The 20,236-nt window shown below is 66.5% G+C and carries 14 protein-coding genes; 7 read left to right on the top strand and 7 right to left on the bottom strand.

Features of this window, described 5'->3' with window-relative positions:
* Positions 1-99 precede the first annotated feature (99 nt).
* Positions 100-1,467, top strand: a complete 1,368-nt coding sequence (gene mgtE / locus ACSBQT_RS16760; protein ID WP_435002133.1) for a magnesium transporter — start codon at positions 100-102, stop codon at positions 1,465-1,467.
* A 19-nt stretch (positions 1,468-1,486) separates the two neighbouring features.
* Here mgtE and ACSBQT_RS16755 read toward each other — a convergent pair whose 3' ends face one another.
* Both ACSBQT_RS16755 and ACSBQT_RS16750 read right to left on the bottom strand, forming a co-directional pair.
* On the bottom strand, positions 1,487-3,262 hold the full coding sequence (locus ACSBQT_RS16755; protein WP_435002132.1) for an ABC transporter ATP-binding protein: 1,776 nt from the start codon (positions 3,260-3,262) through the stop codon (positions 1,487-1,489).
* 8 nt (positions 3,263-3,270) lie between these two features.
* A complete protein-coding gene (locus ACSBQT_RS16750; protein ID WP_435002131.1) occupies positions 3,271-5,043 on the bottom strand; it encodes an ABC transporter transmembrane domain-containing protein in 1,773 nt (590 codons plus the stop codon).
* A gap of 83 nt (positions 5,044-5,126) precedes the next feature.
* Here ACSBQT_RS16750 and ACSBQT_RS16745 point away from each other — a divergent pair, with 83 nt between their 5' ends.
* Complete coding sequence (locus tag ACSBQT_RS16745) at positions 5,127-6,011, top strand: oxidoreductase (RefSeq protein WP_435002130.1); 885 nt, start codon at positions 5,127-5,129, stop codon at positions 6,009-6,011.
* Between the two features lie 27 nt (positions 6,012-6,038).
* Here ACSBQT_RS16745 and ACSBQT_RS16740 read toward each other — a convergent pair whose 3' ends face one another.
* Positions 6,039-7,244: an acyl-CoA dehydrogenase family protein gene (locus ACSBQT_RS16740; RefSeq protein WP_435002129.1), complete on the bottom strand. Its 1,206-nt coding sequence runs from the start codon at positions 7,242-7,244 to the stop codon at positions 6,039-6,041.
* 121 nt (positions 7,245-7,365) lie between these two features.
* On the opposite strand from ACSBQT_RS16740, the gene ACSBQT_RS16735 reads away from it, so the two are divergent.
* Positions 7,366-8,262, top strand: coding sequence for a LysR family transcriptional regulator (locus tag ACSBQT_RS16735; protein WP_435002128.1), 897 nt, complete (start codon positions 7,366-7,368; stop codon positions 8,260-8,262).
* Positions 8,263-8,313: 51 nt separating this feature from the next.
* Here ACSBQT_RS16735 and ACSBQT_RS16730 read toward each other — a convergent pair whose 3' ends face one another.
* The 4 genes from ACSBQT_RS16730 to ACSBQT_RS16715 all read right to left on the bottom strand — a co-directional run bounded on the left by ACSBQT_RS16730 (position 8,314) and on the right by ACSBQT_RS16715 (position 12,969).
* Entirely contained in the window at positions 8,314-9,717 is a 1,404-nt protein-coding gene (locus ACSBQT_RS16730) for an aldehyde dehydrogenase family protein (RefSeq protein ID WP_435002145.1), read from the bottom strand.
* Positions 9,718-9,841: 124 nt separating this feature from the next.
* Positions 9,842-11,233: an APC family permease gene (locus tag ACSBQT_RS16725; RefSeq protein ID WP_435002144.1), complete on the bottom strand. Its 1,392-nt coding sequence runs from the start codon at positions 11,231-11,233 to the stop codon at positions 9,842-9,844.
* 288 nt (positions 11,234-11,521) lie between these two features.
* Positions 11,522-12,484, bottom strand: coding sequence for a helix-turn-helix domain-containing protein (locus ACSBQT_RS16720; RefSeq protein ID WP_435002127.1), 963 nt, complete (start codon positions 12,482-12,484; stop codon positions 11,522-11,524).
* Positions 12,485-12,654: 170 nt separating this feature from the next.
* Positions 12,655-12,969 (bottom strand): TetR family transcriptional regulator C-terminal domain-containing protein, encoded by a 315-nt coding sequence (locus tag ACSBQT_RS16715; RefSeq protein WP_435002126.1) that lies wholly within the window; start codon positions 12,967-12,969, stop codon positions 12,655-12,657.
* A gap of 380 nt (positions 12,970-13,349) precedes the next feature.
* Between ACSBQT_RS16715 and ACSBQT_RS16710 the strand changes: the two genes are divergently transcribed.
* The 4 genes from ACSBQT_RS16710 to ACSBQT_RS16695 all read left to right on the top strand — a co-directional run bounded on the left by ACSBQT_RS16710 (position 13,350) and on the right by ACSBQT_RS16695 (position 20,214).
* On the top strand, positions 13,350-15,287 hold the full coding sequence (locus ACSBQT_RS16710) for a primary-amine oxidase (RefSeq protein ID WP_435002125.1): 1,938 nt from the start codon (positions 13,350-13,352) through the stop codon (positions 15,285-15,287).
* Entirely contained in the window at positions 15,287-16,951 is a 1,665-nt protein-coding gene (locus ACSBQT_RS16705; protein ID WP_435002124.1) for an amidohydrolase, read from the top strand. Before ACSBQT_RS16710 ends, ACSBQT_RS16705 begins: the two co-directional genes overlap by 1 nt.
* 262 nt (positions 16,952-17,213) lie before the next feature.
* Positions 17,214-18,854: a GMC family oxidoreductase gene (locus ACSBQT_RS16700; RefSeq protein WP_435002123.1), complete on the top strand. Its 1,641-nt coding sequence runs from the start codon at positions 17,214-17,216 to the stop codon at positions 18,852-18,854.
* A gap of 124 nt (positions 18,855-18,978) precedes the next feature.
* Entirely contained in the window at positions 18,979-20,214 is a 1,236-nt protein-coding gene (locus tag ACSBQT_RS16695) for a threonine/serine ThrE exporter family protein (protein WP_410710931.1), read from the top strand.
* The last annotated feature ends 22 nt before the right edge of the window (positions 20,215-20,236 follow it).

Genomic DNA, 20,236 nt, shown 5'->3' with positions numbered 1-20,236 from the left:
AAATGTCGCGGCTGCGCGCTGTCGGGGCGAGCCCGGCACCGCCTCGGCGATGGCCTAGGCTTGACTGCGGGAGTTTCCGTCCGAGGTGAGGGGGCATGCGTGGCCGATACGACAGAGGGCACCGAGGCGGCCGACCGACTCGAATCCGCACTCACCGGCAGGATCGATCCCGGTACTCTCGACGAGATCGCCGGTCTCGCCCGGCAGGTCCCGCGCGCCGAGATCGCTCGCCTCGTCCATACCTCGACCCCGCTGCAGTCAGCGATGCTCTTCCGCGTGCTGACGAAGGAGGAGGCGCTCGACGTCTTCGAGGACCTGCCTCCGGCCTACCAGGCCGAACTCATCGGCAATCTCCGCGAACCCGAGGTCGCCGATATCGTCGAGGGCCTCGACCCCGATGATCGCGCCGAACTGTTCGGCGAACTGCCCGCGAGCGTAGCCAGCCGCCTGATGAAGGGGTTGACCCCGGACGAGCGAGAGATGACCTCGGCGGTGCTGGGCTACCCGAAGTCCGCGATCGGTCGGTACATGTCTCCGGAGGTGCTCGGCATCCACGAGGATTGGACGGCGGCCCAGGCGATGGAGGTCGTCCGCGCCCGCATCGACGGACCCGAGACCGTCTACCTGCTGCCCGTCGTCGGTCCCGGCCGGGTGCTTCGCGGAGTGGTGTCGCTGCGCAACCTGCTTGCCGCCGATGAGGACACGATCATCGAGGACATCGTTCGTGATTCTCTGAGCACTCACGCGCTGACGGACCGTGAGGAAGCCTCGCGTGAGTTCCTCTCCCACCGGCTCATCGCGATGCCGGTGACCGATCAGGAGGAGCGGCTCGTCGGCATCCTCACCATGGACGACGTCCTCGATATCGTCGACGAGGAGGACGCGGAGGACCTCGCCCGCGGGTCCGGCACGGAACCGCTGGATCGCTCCTACCTGTCCTCGACGATCATGCGTCTGGTCAAGAGCCGCATCGTGTGGCTGCTCGTCCTCGCCGTATCGGCGATCCTCACCGTCCAGGTCCTCGAAGTCTATGAGGACCGACTCGATCAGGTCGTCGTCCTCGCGCTCTTCATTCCGCTGCTCACCGGCACCGGCGGCAACACAGGCAACCAGGCGGCCACCACCGTCACCCGGGCCCTGGCCGTCGGTGAGGTGCGCGTCCGCGACCTCGGCCGAGTCATCTGGAGAGAGCTGCGCGTGGGCGCGGTACTCGGTTCCGTGCTCGGCACACTGGGCTTCGTCGTCGCCGGCCTCGTCTACGGCTGGGCGATCGGCTTGGTCATCGGGCTGACGCTGCTGTCGGTGTGCATGATGGCCGCAACAGTGGGCGGACTGATGCCGATCATCGCGAAGAAGGTCGGGGCCGACCCCGCGGTGTTCTCCAACCCATTCATCTCCACGTTCTGCGATGCCACGGGTCTCATCCTCTACTTCACGATCGCCACCGCAGTCCTCGGACTGAGCTGATGCCCCCTGTCCGACGGCCTCAGCCCGACCATGCCTCCCACAGCTCGGCGTACCGTCCGCCGGCGGCGACGAGTTCGGCGTGGGTGCCTTCCTCGATGACGCGTCCGTGCCCCATGACGAGGATCCGGTCGGCCTTCTCCGCTTGGCTGAGCCGGTGGGCGACGATGAGCGCGCCACGGCCGGCAAGGGCCGCCTCGGCGGAGGATTCGAGGACGTGGGCTCCAGCCGATCCCGCCTCGGCGGTGGCTTCGTCGAGGATCGCGAAGTCCAGGTCGGCCAGCACCAGGCGGGCCAGGGCGATCGTCTGCTCCTGAACCGCGGACAGGCGGACCCCGCCCTCCCCGATCTGCGTGTCGAGGCCGTTCGGCAGGGATGTCACCCATCCGGCGCCGACCGTGTCCAGGGCAATGCGCACTTTGTCGTCGCTCGCGTCCGGACGCGGCAGGGTGATGTTGTCGCGCAGGCTGCCGGAGAAGGTGTGCACCTCCTGGGCAACCATGGCGATATGCCGGCGCAGCGCGGATTCGTCCATCGATCCCACGTCCACCCCGTTCGCCGAGGCGGCCCCGCCATCCGTGAGACGTGCCCGTCCGCGACCGGGGGCTGACAGTCCCGCGGCGATCTTCGCCAGCGTCGTCTTCCCGGCACCGGTGGTGCCGACGACGGCGATGTGCTCACCCGGCGCGATGCTCAGGTTCACCCCGCGCAGCACATGATTGTCCGTGTCAGGGTCCGTGTCGTAGGAGAACCACAGGTCCTCGAGCACGAGCCTCGGGGCGGCGGGTGCGGCTTGGGTCGAGCGCTTCGGCGCGGTTCGAGCTTCGTCGATGACTCCGACCATGCGGGTCAGGGAGGCGCCGGCCGATTGGACCTGGTCGAAGAGTCCGACGAGGGCGCCGATGGGGTTGAAGAGGCGGTGGAAGACCAGGGCGGCCGTGGTCACGGCTCCGGCGGTGGACTCCCCGAACCAGACGAGGACGAAGCCGGCGGCCAGCAGCAGCGAGAGGACGACCGCCTCGGCACGGTTGTTGCGGCCGAAGGCCCGAGTGACGAACCGGAAGACGTCGATCGACAGGTCGCGGGCGTGCGCGGAGGCGGAGTCGATGCGACGCATCTCCCCGGCCTCGGCACGATAGGCGCGCAGGGTCGCACTACCGGTGAGTCCGCCGAGCAGGCGCCCGGCACGCCTGCCGAAAGCCGCGCGTTCTTCCTTGTAGATGGGTTCTGATCGGGGCAGATACCAGCGCAGGGTGAGCCAGTACATCGGCACGGCGACGAGCCCGGTGAGACCGAGACGCCAGTCGATGGCGGCCAGGCCGAATGCGGAGACCACGACGACGAGAAGTGATTCGACGACGAGCGGCAGCACTTGGCCGGCGGCCTCGCCGATCTTTCGGGAGTCGTCGGCAACGCGGGAGACGAGGTCGCCGGTGCCGGTGCGTTCGATCCGCTGGGACTCGAGAGTCAGGGCTGAGTCGACGACCTCGGTGCGCAGTTCGGCGACGACGGGCATCGCGATGCGCGCGAGTGCCCAGGCGCCGATCCATGTGCCGGCGGCCATGACGATTCCGGCGATCGCGACGGCGATGGCGCAGACCCACACGAGTTCGGCGCCGGCGCCGGAGGGGAGTTCGTCGACGAGACGGCCGATCGCCCACGGCCCGACGAGGCCGGCACCGGCATTGGCCAGTCCTGCGACGACGAGGAGGACGATCCAGCCGGCTCGGCGGCGCAGCAGCGGGGCCAGGTGGGCGAAGGAGCGACGCCGCGAGGCGATCGTCAGGGTGGTGTTCATCGGTGCCGTCATCGGGTCACCGCATCTCGGTAGGCTTCCGCGCTGTCGGTGTCTGTCTCGAGGAGGTCGGCATGACGGCCCACGAGCAGGCAGCCGGACGTCGGGCGATAGACGACGGTATCGGCGGCGGCGAGGAAGGCTGGCGAGGAGGTGAGGATGATCGTGGCCTGTTCTCGCGTCCGGCGGCGCAGTCGGCAGAGTCCCTGGGCGATCCTCGCTTCGGTGACGGCGTCGACGGCGGTGGTGGGTTCGACGAGGACGAGGATCTCGGGATCGGCGTGGAGCGCACGAGCCAATGCGACGCGCTGCCGCTGACCGCCGGAGAGGTTCCCGCCGAGTTCCTGGATCCGGTAGTCGAGCCCTCCGTCGACGAGGTCGAGCAGCTCGTCGACTCCCGAGGCGGTGAGCGCCTCGGTCGAGATCGGCGGGTGGTCGTCTGCGTCCGTGCGGTCGTCGGTGTCTGAACTGTCGTCGGTGTCTGTACGGTCGTCGGCGACGACCATCGTGATGTTCGATCCGATGGTGCCTTCGAACAGGTCGACATCGTGGGGCGCGACGAGCATCCGGGCGGGGCCGAGGTTTCGGGCGTGGGAGGTCAGCTCGGCCAGCAGCATGGCTGCGTCCTCCGCGTCGTCGGAGACGATGCAGGTCAGCGCTCCCCCGGCGGTGGTGAGTTCCCGGGACTCGGCGGTCGTCGGCCATCCGGTGATGGTGATTCCGGATTCGGTGGTTGTGACGCTCGGGCGAGGGTCGGCGGAATCACGGGTGGTGGGGGCCGCCTCGGCGATGGTGTCCGTCGTATCACCGGCGCCTGCTTCAGCATCGACGCTGGTCAGCAGGCGGGCGATCCGTTCAGCGGCGCCGTGGGATTGGGCGAAGAGGCCGACGATGTCGGCGAGTGCGCGCATGGGCTCGGTGAGGAAGGCGGTCATGCCGAGGATGCCGATGAGGGCGCCGACGCTCATCTGTCCGTCGATGAGGCGCAGGCCCGCGACGATGAGGACGACCGCCAGCACCACGGACATGACGAGCGCACCGAGACCGGCCAGGCGTCCGGTCCTCTCACCTGTGGCGACGCCGGCTTCGGCGGCCGCATCGGAGGTCGTGCGGTAACGCCGCACCGCCCACGGCTCCCCGCCCATTGCCTTGATCACGCGCAGTCCGTGCATGAGGTCGGAGGCCGAGCGTCCCGCCGAGGCGACGGCGTCGAGCTGCGCGGCTGCCCGCGCCGAGACGGACCGGCCGGGCAGGGCGACGATGATCAGGCCGATGGGCACGGCGACGAGGACGACGAGTCCCGTCACGGGATCGGCGATGAGGAGGAAGACCGCGGCGGTGATCATGCCCAGCACCGAGGCGATCCCGCGGCCGGCCTGTTGGAAGGCGGTGGCCGCGGCGTCGGCATCGGCGGACGCGATGGACAGGACCTCGCCCGAGGTGCGGTCGGCCGGAAGGCTTGGGGCGGTCAGTGCCGCGTGTGTGATCTCGACGCGCAGGGCGTGGGCTTCGTGCTCGCGGGCGGTGTTGCACAGTCGTGCGCCGAATCGGTAGCCGAGGCTGAGCACGGTGAAGAGGAGTCCGAGGCCGATGATCGAGATGATGAGAGCCGGGATCGACAACGGGATGATCGCCCGGTCGACGATGATGCCGATCGCCACCGGCACGAGCGCTTCGCAGACCTGCCAGATCGACAGTGCCCCGGCTCCACCGAGCAGGGGACGGATGCGCCGACGAGCGGCTCGGCGCAGCATCTGCGCGCCGGTTTCAGGGGTCTTCGGCACGAAGGCTACCCTAACAAATTCGGTGATGCGGTGGCGGCTCGGCTGGACAGCTGATTGCCAGGGCGGAATTCTAGGATGGCCTCATGACTTCTCCGATCGATTTCGGCATTCCCGATCTCACAGGGCGCACGGTCCTCATCACCGGCGCGAACAGCGGACTCGGCCGGGTGACTGCCCGGGTTCTCGCGGGTAGAGGTGCCCATGTCGTCCTGGCCGTGCGCAACCGTGCGAAGGGTGAGGCCGCCGCAGCGACGATGCCGGGCAGCACCGAGGTGCGCGACCTCGACCTCGCCGACCTGTCATCGGTGCGCGACTTCGCTGCGGACTTCACAGATCCGGTCGATCTGCTCATCAACAATGCGGGGATCATGATCCCGCCCCTGTACCGGACCGTCGACGGATTCGAATCGCAGTTCGGAACGAACCACCTCGGGCATTTCGCCCTGACGAATCTGCTGCTTCCGCAGGTGCGTGAGCGCATCGTCGCCGTCTCCTCCATCGCCCACCGGTTCGGCACGATCGATTTCGACGACCTTCAGTGGAAGAGGCGACCGTATCGGCCGATGGCCGCCTATGGTCAGTCGAAGCTGGCGAACCTGCTCTTCACCGACGAACTCCAGCGTCGGCTGTCCGAGCGCTCATCCTCGGTGATCGCGACGGCCGCCCATCCGGGTTTGGCGGCGACGAACCTCTTCAACTCCAGCGACGACAACTCTTTGGACGCTCGAGTCAGCCGTGCGTTCACCCGGGTGGTCGCTCAGAGCGAGCAGGGCGGGGCACGGCCGATCCTCTGTGCCGCTGTCGCCGATCTGCCCGGTGGCAGCTACATCGGCCCGACCGGTCCGTTCGAGATCCGCGGGAAGCCGGGGTTCGCTTCCCGTTCGTCGAAGTCCACCGACACCGAGGTGGCCCGCCGACTATGGGCGGTGTCCGAAGAGCTGACCGGGGTCGCTTTCCCGGAACTGTGAGGGGCGCCGTCGGGTGATGGCGACGGATCAGCGGAAAGCCTGCTGGCCGGTGATGTGGCGGCCGAGGATGAGGGTGTGGACCTCGTCGGTGCCTTCGTAGGTGCGCACGGATTCGAGGTTGTTCGCGTGCCGCAGCGGTGAGTATTCGAGCGTGATGCCGTTGCCGCCGAGCATGGTCCTGGCTTCCCGGCAGATGGCGATGGCTTCGCGGCAGTTGTTCAGCTTGCCGACGGAGATCTGCACGGGATCGAGGGTCCCGGCGTCCTTGAGTCGCCCGGTCTGGATGGCCAGGAGGGTGCCCTTCTGGATCTCGAGTGCCATGTTCACCAGCTTCTCCTGAGTGATCTGGTAGGCGGTGAGCGGCTTGTCGAACTGGAGACGGTTCTGTGCGTAGTCGAGGGCGACTTCGAAGGAGTCGCGTGCGGCCCCCATGGCGCCCCACATGATTCCGTACCGGGCCTCATTGAGGCAGGAGAACGGCCCCTTCAGTCCCGTGACCTCGGGCAGGACCGCCTCGGCGGGCAATTTCACGTCCTCAAGGTCGATATCGCACTGGATGGAGGCCCGCATCGACAGCTTCTGCGTGATCGGGGTGGCGGTGAATCCGGGGGTGTCGGTGGGCACGAGGAAGCCGCGGATGCCGTCGTCGGTGGCCGCCCAGATGACGGCGATATCGGCGATCGAGGCCAGACCGATCCAGCGTTTGGCGCCGTTGAGCGTCCAGGAGCCGTCAGCGCCCTGGGTGGCGGTGGTGGCCATCGAGGCGGGGTCGGATCCGGCGGTGGGTTCGGTCAGTCCGAAGCAGCCGATGATCTCTCCGGCGGCCATTCCGGGCAGGTAGCGGTTCTTCTGCTCCTCGGAGCCGAATTTGTGGATGGCCGACATCGCCAGCGATCCCTGGACGGAGACGAAGGTGCGCAGGCCGGAATCGCCGGCTTCGAGTTCGAGAGCGGCGAGACCGTATTCGACGGCTGAACGTCCCGGGCAGCCGTAGCCCTGCAGATGCATGCCGAGGAGGCCGAGCTCGCCCATCTCACGCACGATCTCGGTCGGGAAGATCGCGCCTTCGTACCAGTCGGCGATGTTCGGGCGGATCCGCTCATCGACGAAGGTGCGGACCGTCTCGCGCAGGGTCAGCTCGTCGTCGGTGAGGAGCCCGGCGAGGTCGAGCAGGTCGGAAGGGTCGGCGGTGGTGGCGATGGTGGCTGGGGTGTCTGAGGTGACGGCAGTCATGGGGTCTCCTTGGGCATCGAGTTCGTCTTCAACAGTGCCATCGGAATTACTCAGAGTCCAAGAGGTAATATTAAGGTGATTAAGCGTATATTCTTATCAATCTGGGCAGTGGGGATACGACATGGAGTTCAGGCAGGTCACAGCGTTTCTCGCCGTCGCCGAGGAGCTGCATTTCGGGCGGGCTGCGGAGCGTCTGCACATCGCGCAGCCCGCGCTCAGCCAGATGATCCGCGCGCTCGAGCGAGACCTCGACGTCGATCTGTTCGAGCGGACGACCCGGCGGGTCCGGCTGACGCCGGCAGGCGAGGCGATGCTCGAACCCGCTGTGGCGATCGGGACCCAGGTGGACGGCGCTCGGCGCATCGCCCGAGCCGCGCAGCAGGGTCTGGCGGGCCGGGTGCGCATCGGGTTCGGCGGCACGAGCGGCTACTCCATCCTCTCCAGGCTGGCCCGCGAGGCCGGTGAGCGGCACCCGGGCATCAGCCTCGACCTGCAGCCGCAGATGTACTGCGGGGAGGCCGCGATCGCCCTGCGCGACGGGGAGACTGATCTCGCGATCATCAGCCCGCCGGTGCCGGCCGGAGTCGAGGTCCACGTCATCCGGCAGGAGAGCGTCATGATCGCCATGCCCTCGGGGCATGAGCTGGCCGAGCGTGAGTCGGTGAGCATGGGCGAACTCGCCGGTCAGCCGTTTATCTCCTATGCCCCGTCGCACGGATCTCAGGTCAGAGAGGTGATGATGCGGCTGGCCGATGACGCCGGTTTCCTGCCGCAGGTCGTTCAGGAGGCACCGGATCCCTACAGTCTTCTGGCGCTCGTCGGCGCGCAGGTCGGCATGGCCGTCGTCGTCGAGTCCTCGGATCACATCCGCATCGACGGAGTGCGCTATGTCCGCCTCGCCGAGGGCGGGGATTCGTTCACTCTCGCCCTCGGCTGGCGCCGGAACAACCCGTCCGAAGCACTGGCCCGGGTACTCGACATCGTCCGAACCCTCTTCCCCTCCCCAATTACTACCTGACGGCGGCTCAGCAACCTGGCGCGAGGTTGCTGGGCCGCCGTCAGGTAGCAATTACCAGGAGATGACTTGGGGGACGCTGACGTGCTTGAGGCCCTCGAGACCGAATTCGAGACCGAAGCCGGACTTCTTCACCCCACCGAAGGGCACTCGGGGGTCGACGGCGCCGTGTTTGTTGATCCACGTGGTTCCCGCCTCGAGACGGGCCGCAACCTGTCGGCAGGCGTCGAGGTCGGTTCCCCACACCGAGGATCCGAGGCCGACTTCGAGCTCATTTGCCCACTCGATGGCCTGGTCGAGGTCGGTGTACTTGATGATCGGCAGCACCGGCCCGAACTGCTCCTCGGCCACCAGCGGGTTGTCGTTGTCGATGTCGGCGACAAGGGTCGTCGGGTAGAAGTAGCCGGGCTGTTCAGCGACGGGATCGCCGCCCATGAGTACGCGCGCTCCCCCGTCCTTGGCCGCGTCGACGAGACGAGCGACGATGTCGTACTGCTGCTTGTTCTGCAACGGCCCCAGCACGTTCTCCTCTTCCAACCCCACGCCCATCGGGGACTGTCCGGCCACCTCGACGAGAGCCTGGCACACCTGGTCGTAGAGGGATTCGGGAACATAGAGACGCTTCATCGCAGCACAGGTCTGCCCGGTATTGATGAACGCGCCCCAGAAGAGGTCGCCGGCGATCTGGGCCGGATCGGCGTCCTCGAGGACGATGCCGGCGTCATTGCCGCCGAGCTCGAGGGTGATGCGGGCGAGGTTGTCCGCGGCGGTGCGCATTATCGCCTGTCCAGTCTTCGTCGATCCGGTGAACATGATCTTGTCGACGTCTGCATGGCTGGTCAGTGCCGCGCCCACAGAACCATCACCGGGAACGACGGAGAGCACATCGGCCGGCAGCACCTGGTTGACCACTGCCACGAGCGCCTGCACCGATAGCGGCGTGTACTCCGAGGGTTTGAGGACGACCGTGTTCCCCATCTTCAGCGACGGGGCGAACTGCCAGACGGAGATCATCATCGGCCAGTTCCAGGGACCGACCGCGCCGACGACACCGACGGGCTTGTAATGGAGTTCAGCATGGGTTTCGCCGTCGTCGACGAGAACCTCTGGTTCGAGTTCGAAGGATGCGTTCGCACGCAGCCAGGCCGCGCAGGCACCGACTTCGAAGCGGGCGTTGGGCCCGTTGAGGGGTTTGCCCTGTTCGCGCGAGAGCAACTCTGCCAGCGCCTCGGCGGAGGCTTCGATGGCGTCGGCGGCTTTGCCCAGCAGCTCGCTGCGCTCCTGAGAGCTGCGCGCTGCCCATGCAGGCTGCACCCAGCGCGCGGCTGTCACTGTAGCGTCGATCTCTGCAGGCGTACCTTCGTGAGTGCGGCCGACGACCTCACCGGTGGCGGGGTCGTGGATCTCGCGTCCGGCGGGGTCGACGATGGCGGCGAGAATTCCAGCGGTAGTGGTCATTTCGGTGGCGGTTGCCTCGGCGGTCATGGTGCTCCTTTGATCGGCGACCGGATGGTCGGCGGTGGTTGGTGTGGTCATTTTCCGGCGGTGTGTACGGATATGTCAGGCGGCCGGAACGCCTCCGTCATACAAGGCTTCCATCGGAACCGATTCCTGCATAGAGGTTCGGCGAGGACGAGCGGAGGACGATGGCCCAGATCGTGCCGACGAACCCGGGGATGAGAACGATGGCCGGCAGCATCCACGACAGGACCGTGGTGCCCTCTGCACCGATGAGAACGTTGAAGTTGATGACGATGGCGACGAAGAGGACGAGGAGTCCGATGGCTGCCAAGCCCGGGGCGATCGCGCGGGTCCACAGCGAATACTCCCCCGCCTTAGTGCGCAGGAATCCGACGACGGCGAGCGCGGTCAGCGCCATGAGCAGGACGAGTCCGAAGGCACCCATGTTCGTCAGCCAGGTGAAGAGCGTGACGACAGGGAACAGCGGGTCATCGCTGCCGGAGCCGACCACGGCGAAGACGAGGATGATGACGAGCGCCATGCCCGACTGGGTGAGGGAGCCTGCCACGGGCGCGCCGGTGCGTCGTGAGGTCCTGGCCAGCGACTGCGGAAGGACCCGGTCCCGGCCGAGGGCGAAAACGTAGCGGGCAACGATGTTGTGGAAGGCCACGAGCGCGGCCAGCAGCGAGGTGAGGAACAGCAGGTTGCCGAGGTCGACGAACCACACCGGGGCGTGTTCGCCGAGGAAGACGAACATGAGGTCGGGTCCGAATTCCTGCGACCGACCGATGACCTTCGAGGCCCCTTCGCCGACGACCATCGCCCAGGCGGAGAACGCGTAGAACACCGCGATGATGCTCACCGCGATGACGGTGGCCCGACCTGCCGTGCGACGGGGATCTTTGACCTCCTCGTTGTAGATGGCCCCGGATTCGAAGCCCATGAAAGCCGCGATCGAGAATGCCAGGGCCGCACCGACACCGGGAGCGAAGAGCTGGTCGAGGCCGAGCCCGTCGCCGGTGACGCCTTCGGGGCTGTGGGCGAGTCCGATGACGTCGAAGACGATGACGACGAGGAACTCCGCGCCGACGATGATGCCGAGCACCTTCGCCGAGAAGTCGACCCGGAGGACTCCCATGATGCCGACGATGACCCAGGCGATGAGGGCGCAGACCCACCAGGACCACGAGATGCCGAAGAGAGTGTCGAGGAAGGAGGAGAAGACGAAGCCGAACATTCCGGCGATACCGATCTGCATGGCGTTGTACGCGACGAGCGCGGTCATCGCCGCTCCCATTCCGGCAGGCTTGCCCAGACCTTTCGAGATGTAGGCGAAGAAGGCCCCCGCGTTGTGGACGTGGCGGCTCATCGCCGCATAGCCGATGGCGAAGAGGATGAGGATGATCCCGAGGACGACGAATGACAGCGGAATCCCCACCAGGCCGGTGACGGCGAAATTGCTGGGGACTCCGCCCGCGACAACGGTCAACGGCGCCGAGGCGGCGATGATCATGAAGACGAGCGCGGGGATTCCGATGCGGCGGGCATCGAGTGAGGCCGTGGCCGCAGGTGCGTGCCCGACGTCCGTGGAGGCCCGATCGGCGGCATTGCCGATCGGGGAACCCAGGCCGCCTTTGGCCGGGTCCGAGCTGAGAGTGCTCATGTGATCCACCTAACAGTCAGAGTGATTACTGCCAGTGTGGGTGCCGCTGCAATACCGCGTCTTGGCTTTGCAGGCAGAGTTCTTGACGATTCGCGCATCCGCGTCGGGCGCTCGGACTCAATCGGCGAGAGTGCCGGCTCAGTCGGCGTGGGCGCTGCGGCGATATCCGGCGGGCGGTTGGCCGAACGCGCTGCGGAACAGCCGGGAGAAGTGTGCGGGATCGCTCAGTCCCCAGCGGGCGCCGATGGCGGCCACCGGGGTCTGACGCTGACCGGGGTCGGCGAGGTCGAGTCGGCATTTCTCGATGCGGCGTCGTCGGATCTCTCCGGCGACGGTCTCCCCGGTGCCTTCGAAGATCTGGTGCAGGGTGCGCACCGAGATGAAGTGGGCGGCGGCGATGGTCGATGGGGTGAGCTGCGGGTCGGAGAGGTGGACATCGATGTAGTCGGTGATTTCGGCCCACAGTCGCTGCCGCTCGTCGATCTCGCCGCCGGCGGCAGAGAGCTCGTCGGCCATCACAGTGGTGAGCAGGTCGACGACGTTGCCGGCCAGCCGCACACCGGTTGCCCGGTTGAGGGTCGGCAGCATGGCCCCGGCTTGGGAGATGACCTGAGCGACGACCGCGCCGAGCTGGTGGTCGGCTCCGATCGGGGTGGCGGTGAGTTGGCCGACGGTTCCGGCGGGCAGGTTGACCCGTGACTGCGGGAACATCATGACGTAGGACGAGAAGTCCGAATCGAAGCTGAGCGTATACGGTCGGGACGTGTCGTAGATGGCCAGCGATCCGGGCTCCAGCGCCATCTCTCGTCCGTCCTGGATGAGCAGTCCGTGCCCATCGAGCTGCAGCGAGACCTTGAAGTAGTTCGTTCCGGCAGCGCAGCCGTGCTTCTCCGATCGGGCTCGGGAGATCAGCTCGGGGGTGCGCAGGACGGCATGGGGATTGGCGTTGATCTGCGACATCACCACGGAGTCGTAGTCGCGCGCGCTGATGCGACCTTGGAATCCGCCTCGGCGCTGGGGTTCCGTATCGAGCGGGACGAACGAATCCGAGACCAGGCCCTGCCAGCCGTCGAAGTCGTTCGCGGTGTCTTCAAGCAACATCGTCGTCCTCAGTTCACTCGGCCCCGACCGCTTCGCCGAAGGCCCGTTGTCCGGTCACTCTATCCCCAACCGTCGCGCCAGTCACCACCCCGAAGCCGATTACCGACCATTTGGTCACCCAGCTCCGACAAGGCCACCTCCACCCAACGTTCAACCCGACACCTGCCGGATCAGTTCGGCCGGTCGAGTCGGGCGATGACGTAGTCGAGCTGGGCCCGAAAGCCGGCGAAGTCGAATCCGCGCCCGCCGATGATCGCACTGGTCTGCGCCCCGAGCAGATACGTCAGGAGCACTTCGGTCTCGGATTCGACGTCGACCTCGGCGCGCAGATGACCGTCGGCGTCGGCCTCGCCGAGCCAGGAGACGATCCACGCCCTCCACAGCTCCATGGTCTCCGCGGTCGCGCGGGCGTGTTCGGGGTTCTGGGCCACCTCGGCGAGGTAGGACAGGACTACGCGGGCTTCGTCGTGCAGCGCGGGGGTCACCGGGAGCACCTCGTGTGCGAAGGCACGCAGAGCGTCGAGCCCGCGCAGGCCCGTCGTCGAGGACGCGACCCTGGCGTTCGTGGCCTCGAAGACGTACAGGTAGGTGGCCGCCAGCAGGTCCGCTTTCGAACCGAAGTACGTTTTGACGACGCCATTGGCGAACCCGGCCTCTGTCGCGATCGCGCATCGTCGCCCCGTTGAGTCCTTGGCGGACGATCAGGCGCAGCGTCGCCTGCACGAGGTCCAGTCGTCGCTGGTCGTGGTCGACGATCTTGGGCATGGCTCCTCCACAGCGGTGCAGATCGGGTCTTGACTTTATTTCCTACGAGTGTAGATTTTAGCGTGACTCAGCCCACAGGCCCAGATTGCAAAGGTGCACAATGTCCTGCCATTCCTCCGCCCCCGTCGCCGAGGCGACCACCGCCACCCCCTTCACCCTGCCGACCGAGGCCGAGATCTCGACCGTCACCGCGGTGCTCCGCGCGGCCGGGCATTTCCCCGACTCCGCACGCATGGCCTACGTCGGCCTGCTCGATCCCGTGCGCGGCACGGATCGGACCGCCGCCGAGGTGGATCGCCGTTACCGTGCCTTCATCCTCGACAAATCCGCCGGCACTGCCCGCGATATCGTCGTCTCGGCCACCCGTGAGACGGTCGAATCCGTTTCCGAGGTGGACTCCACCGAAGAGGGCGAGTTCCCCGTCATGGAAGAGGAGTTCGAAGTCGTCGAAGAGGTCCTCGCCGCCGATCCGACGTGGCTGGCGAGCCTCGAGAAGCGCGGGCTGCCCGTTGCAGAGGTGCGAGTGGCGCCGTTGTCGGCCGGGGTCTTCGAATATCCGAAGGAGAAGGGACGGAGGATCCTGCGCGGGCTGGCATTCCATCAGCAGCATGAGTCGGACTCGGCGTGGGCGCATCCCATCGACGGACTCGTCGCCTATGTCGACGTCACCAACAGAACCGTCGACCAGGTCCTCGACCTCGAGAACGTTCCGGTGCCGTCCGAGCACGGGAACTACACCGATCCGGAGCTCACCGGACCTGTGCGGACCACGCAGAAGCCGATCTCGATCACGCAGCCGGAAGGGCCGAGCTTCACGGTCACCGAAGGCAACCACATCGAGTGGGAGAAGTGGTCGTTCGATGTCGGCTTCGACATGCGTGAGGGCCTCGTCCTGCACAACATCGCCTTCGATGACGGCGAGCGCCGTCGCACGATCCTCGATCGGGCGGCGATCGCCGAGATGGTCGTTCCCTATGGTGACCCCTCACCGGTGCGGTCGTGGCAGAACTATTTCGACACCGGCGAATACCTGGTCGGGCAATGGGCGAACTCGCTCGAGCTCGGGTGTGACTGCCTCGGCGATATCACCTATCTGTCGCCATGGGTGGCGAACAACCTTGGCGAACCTCGGCAGATCAAGAACGGCATCTGCATGCACGAGGAGGATGCGTCGATTCTGGCGAAGCATTCGGACCTGTGGTCAGGTGTGGCCTATACCCGGCGCAATCGGCGTCTCGTCGTCTCGTTCTTCACCACGGTCGGCAACTACGACTACGGATTCTATTGGTACCTCTACCTCGACGGCACGATCGAATTCGAGGCCAAGGCCACCGGTGTCGTCTTCACCTCTGCACTGCCGAACGGGTCGACGGATTTCGCCTCGGAGATCGCGCCCGGACTCGGTGCCCCGTTCCACCAGCATCTCTTCGGGGCTCGACTCGACTTCGCCCTCGACGGCGGCAAATGCCGAGTCGAGGAGGAGGACGTGGTGCGCCTGCCGGTCTCGCAGGACAATCCGCGCGGCAATGCCTTCAGCCGGTCCCGAACCGTTCTGGCCACCGAACTGGCTGCGCAGCGGGATGCGGATCAGGCGAAGGCGCGGACGTGGGTGGTGACGAACCCGGAGTCGACCAACCGCCTCGGCGAACCGGTCGGCTACAAACTGCACCCGACGGGCCTGCCCACGCTGCTCGCGGCCGAGGACTCCTCGATTCACCGCCGTGCCACGTTCGCGTCGAAGTCGCTGTGGGTCTCGCAGTATCAGGAGGACGAGCGCTACCCGACCGGGGACTTCCCGAATCAGCATCCCGGTCACGCGGGGCTGCCGGCGTGGACGTCGGCCGATCGCAGCGTCGATGGGGAGGACATCGTGGTCTGGCACAGCTTCGGCCTCACCCACTTCCCGCGGGTCGAGGACTGGCCGATCATGCCCGTCGACACCGTCGGCTTCAAGCTGCGGCCCGAGGGCTTCTTCGACCGCTCCCCCGTCCTCGACGTCCCCGCCCCGGAGTCCGGCTCCGCCTGCTGTGAGGAGTGATGAGCACGATGCAGGAGTACATCGTCACCAACGGTCGAATCTTCACCAGCGATTCCGAGCAACCGTTCGTCGACGCGTTCGCCGTCAGCAACGGAAGGGTCGGCGCACTCGGCTCCCTCGACGAGGTTCGGGCCTCATTGCAGGGTGAACCCGAGATCATCGATCTTGGCGGAAGCTTCGCAATGCCGGGACTTGTCGATGTCCATGCCCACCTCGGGCTCGGCGGACGACAGTTGGCCTTCGAAATGCCGGTCCTGCCCAGCGACGATGTGGCTGAGATCGCGGTGAAGGTCCGGAACTGGAGTAAGAATCTGGCTCCCGGCGAGTGGGTCGTGGGCGGGATCGTCGGCTCGACAGTCATGGACGATCTCACCCACATCGATCTCGCAACCCTGGACGAGGCGGCAGACGGCCACCCGGTCCTACTCCGTGACGACACGATGCACAACCGTTGGGTGAACTCTGCGGCTCTCGAGATCCTCGGCATCGATGAGACATCCCATGCCCCCGAGGGCGGATCCTATGTCCGGGACCGTGACGGCAGGCTCAACGGCGTGCTCACCGAGCTCGCGTGCGGTCCGGCGGAAGCAGCCGTCATGGACACCGTCGTCGACGTCGCGGATTTTCATGCGCAGGCCTTCACCACTGCGGTGAAGACGCTGAATTCCTATGGGATCACTGCAGTGCAGGAGTCAGCGACGATGGACTACGCCCTGCGCACCTTGCACGACATCGACGAGGCGGGGGAACTCACCGCGCATGCGGTCGCTTCGATGCCCTCCCGGCCCTTCCTCGAGGAGGGGATCAACGGCGAAGAACTCTACGATGTCGGGGACCAGAACCACTCCGAACACGTGCATCCGACCTTTGCGAAGTATGTCCTCGACGGTGTGCCGATGACTCGGACTGCGGCCCTGATCCACCCCTACAGGTGCAATCACCCCGGCGACGATCCGAATTTCACCGGCGAACCGCTCTGGGATGCCGACGAGCTCACTTCCTCACTGCTGGCACTCGTCGATCGCGGGCTCAACGCAAAACTCCATGCCACCGGCGACGGCGCAGTGCGGATGATCCTCGACGCAGTTCAAGAAGTCCGCAAGCTGCGGGGATGGACGGCAAAGTTCCACATCGCTCACGTCGAATTCGTCCATGACGATGACCTGAACCGTTTCACCGAACTCGACGTGGTCCCCGACGCATCACCATACTTATGGTTCCCGTCAGTGATGCAGGAGTCGATGAAGAAGCAGGTACCAGCGGAGACGTTTGACCGTTCATGGCCGCTGCGCCGGCTAGTGGAGTCGGGAGCAGCCGTCTCCGGTGGATCGGACTGGCCCTGTGCAGCACCGACGCCGGATCCATGGACGGGCCTGGCCACCTTAGTCACTCGCGCAAACCCAGATCCGACAGTGCCTGGCCAACTCAACTCGGATGAGGCTCTCACAATTGATCAGGCCATTGCCGCATTTACTCGAAACCCGGCAGAGGCCATGGGCTTGGGAGACGAGACCGGAATGCTACGATCCGGGATGTCCGCAGATTTCATCGTCCTCGACCGCGACCTCTTCACAGTCGATCCTGCAACGATCCACGAAACGACAGTTTGCCGAACCTACTTCGAGGGCAGACTTGTCTACGAGTCGGAATCCGATCGGGCCTAATCATTCTCGCCGTCGACGACATGCCCTTCCCGCCTTCCAATACCTCACCAATTACTACCTGGCGGCGGCCCAGCAACCTGGCGCCAGGTTGCTGTGCTGTGTTGTCTCAATAGGTTGCTGTGCCGCCGTCGGGTAGCACGGAGAGGTCGGGTGGGGCCGGAATTGACGATGCGCGCACGACCGTCGCCGACGGCTTGCCGAATCGTGCACACCTCGACCGCAGGCGTTCCTCACCGGTGACCGACGTCACTAGCCTGAGGCCATGACAACCGAGAATGAATCAGGCACCGTGGCCTCGAACACCTCAGACCACCCGGACACGTTCCCCACTGAGATCCCGGACGAGCGATTCGACTACATCGTCGTCGGCGCGGGATCGGCCGGGTGCGTCCTCACCCGTAGACTGCTCGATGCCGGAAAGAAGGTCTGCCTCGTCGAAGCCGGCGGAGACGAGACCAATCCGAACATCGACCATCTCAACAACCTCGGACTGATCTGGCATTCGCAACAGGACTGGGACTATTACACTCCCCCGCAGCCGGCCGCGATGGACCGGCGCATCCACCTCCCACGCGGCAAGGTCCTCGGCGGGTCGAATGCCCTCAACGCTGTCATCTGGGTCCGCGGCGATGCCTGGGACTACGGACAGTGGGTCGAATCCGGGTGTCCGGGATGGTCCTGGGACGAGGTCTGGCCGGTCTTCGCCGCAATCGAGAACTTCGACGGCGATGTCACCGAGAACCGAGGCACCGACGGCCCGATGGATGTGCGCGTCGACTATGCGCGCAATCCGTTGCAGGAGGACATGTTCACGGCCGCCACACAGACCGGCGTGCCCGTCAATGACGACTACAACTCCGGCTCCGTCGAAGGCATCGGAAAGATCCAGCTCAACGTCCGCGACGGCAAACGGCTCAACACGTGGCGCGCCTACCTCAAGCCCCGCCTCGGCGATGAGAACCTCTCGATTCTCACTTCCGCGCACGCCCGTCGGCTTCTCCTCGACGGGACCGCGGTCACCGGTCTCGAGATTGATTTCCGCGGCCGCGTCGGCACCGTGTCCGCCGACGAGGTCGTCCTCTCCGCCGGTGCCCTGGCCTCTCCCGAGCTGCTTCTGCGATCGGGCATCGGACCCGCCGAGGAGCTTGCCGAGGTCGGCATCGACTCCGTAGTCGATCTGCCGGGAGTCGGCAAGAATCTCCAGGATCATTGGCTCTCGCCGGTCGTCTTCTCCACCGGAGATCGGGAGGCCCCGATGGGAGAGGTGGCGCCCGCCGAGGTTCACTTCTTCGCGAAGTCCCGACCGGATCTGCCGGTCCCGGACACCCAGCCGTTGTTCTTCTCCGTGCCGATGTATGCCCAGGATGCGGCGCCCGCCGCGCAGACCGGACCAGGACCCGGCGGAGCCTTCACTCTGCAGGGCGGCCTGGTTCGCCCCGAGAGCCGCGGTGAGGTCAGGCTCAGCGGGCCCAACCCGCAGGATCCGCTCGTCGTCGATCCTCAGGTGCTCTCGGCACAAGCCGATGTCGACGCCCTCGTTGCCTCGGTGAGGCAATGCCGTGAGATCGGGCGGGCCGAGGCCCTGTCATCGTGGCAGCCCACGGAGATCCACCCCGGCCCCGAGGTGGCCGACGAGGACCTCGAAGACTACGTCCGCGGGTCGGTTGTGACCTACCATCACCAAGCTGGAACCTGCCGGATGGGCACGGACGCCGAGGCGGTCGTCGACCCGGCCACGTTCGAGGTCCGGGGCGTGAGCCGGCTGCGGTTGGCCGATGCGTCGATCATGCCGCTGGTGCCGACCGGAAACACGAACGCTCCGACGATCATGATCGCCGAACGCGCCGCGGCCGCTCTCGTCGGCTCTCCCGCCGAAGGAATCACCGCTCCGGCCTCCCACTGATCCCCCTTAGTGCTACCTGACGGGGGCCCAGCAACCTGGCGCCAGGTTGCTGAGCCCCCGTCGGGAAGTAAGAGGCTGGTATCTTCTACTTCGTCGGCCGATCTGCAGACGAGAGGGATTGGGAGTGTACGAGGCAAGCGAAAAGACCGTCCCCGCACAGGAGCTGCTGGTGACGATCGGGACGGGCCTGCTCGCCGGCGGGATCTCCTCGGTCGATGTCGAAGACGCACTGACCGGACTGGCACCTGCCGTCGGCCTGAAGTCGATCAACGTGGCAGCTCTTCCCAAGGGCCTGTTCCTCACCGTCGGCCCCGGCAGTCCCACCCGGTTCGAACGCATCGGTCCTGACCTGCGGTTCGACCAGACGGCGAAGCTGCTCGACATCGTCGACGCCGTGCGGTCGCGTCGGCTCGGCATCGACGCCGCTCGCCGCATGATCGAGGCCGAGGTCTACGGCACTCCCCCGCGCTGGCCCGGATGGGTGACCTGCCTCGGCGCGGTGCCCGTCGGCGTCGGGCTGTGCCTGCTGCTCGAACCGGGACTGGTCAACCTCGCCTTCGCCGCTCTCGGTTCGCTCATCGTCGCAGGTGTGCTCGGCGTCAACACCCGCCACCCCAGCCTCGGACCGCTGCTGCCGGTCGCATCGGCGTTCATCGTCGCGGTGCTCATCCTCATCGGTTACCGTCTCGACTGGCTGGACAGTCCCCTGCGCACGATCGTCGCCACCCTGGCGCTGCTGCTGCCCGGCAGCGCCGTGGTCACCGGTCTGACCGAGATCTCCGCGGGCGCCCTCTCGGCAGGCAGTTCCCGGCTCGTCTCGGCCACCGTCCAGTTGGCGATGTTCATCGCCGGAGTCGCCGGAGCCGCCGTCGTCACTGGCACCGGCGCCGAGGCGCTTGCGAACTCCCAGCTCACCGCCTCGACATGGTGGCTGTCCGCCCTCGGCGTCGCCGCCGCGACACTGGGCCTCATCATCTATCTGCACACCCCGCTCGAGCACACCGTGCCGATCGTCCTCACGATCGCTGCGGCCGCGCTGGCGCAGCTGGGCATCGGTGCCGAATTCGGTGCGGCCATCGGCGGTCTGGCCGGCGCGCTGACCGCATCGGTGGTGGCCGTCGTGCTCTCACGCCTGCCGAAGGGCCCGATCTGGCGGATCAGCTTCGTGCCCGCGTTCCTCGTCGTCGCGCCCGGGTCGTTCGGGCTCCTCAATGCTTCGCAGATCGAGTTCGGTGACGGCGCTGGGGTTGCCGGCAGCATGCTGGCGGCTGCGACCACGTTCTTCACGATCGCCATCGGCACGGTCATCGGCGCCGCCATCGCCCACGCTGTCGAGCCCAAGGACGAAATCGTCGCCTGAGACACCCCTAGAACTACCTAAC

Origin of the sequence: Brevibacterium sp. H602 (genome assembly GCF_051172395.1) — a bacterium.
GTDB lineage: Bacteria > Actinomycetota > Actinomycetes > Actinomycetales > Brevibacteriaceae > Brevibacterium.
This window is presented reverse-complemented; position numbering and strand designations above follow the sequence as displayed.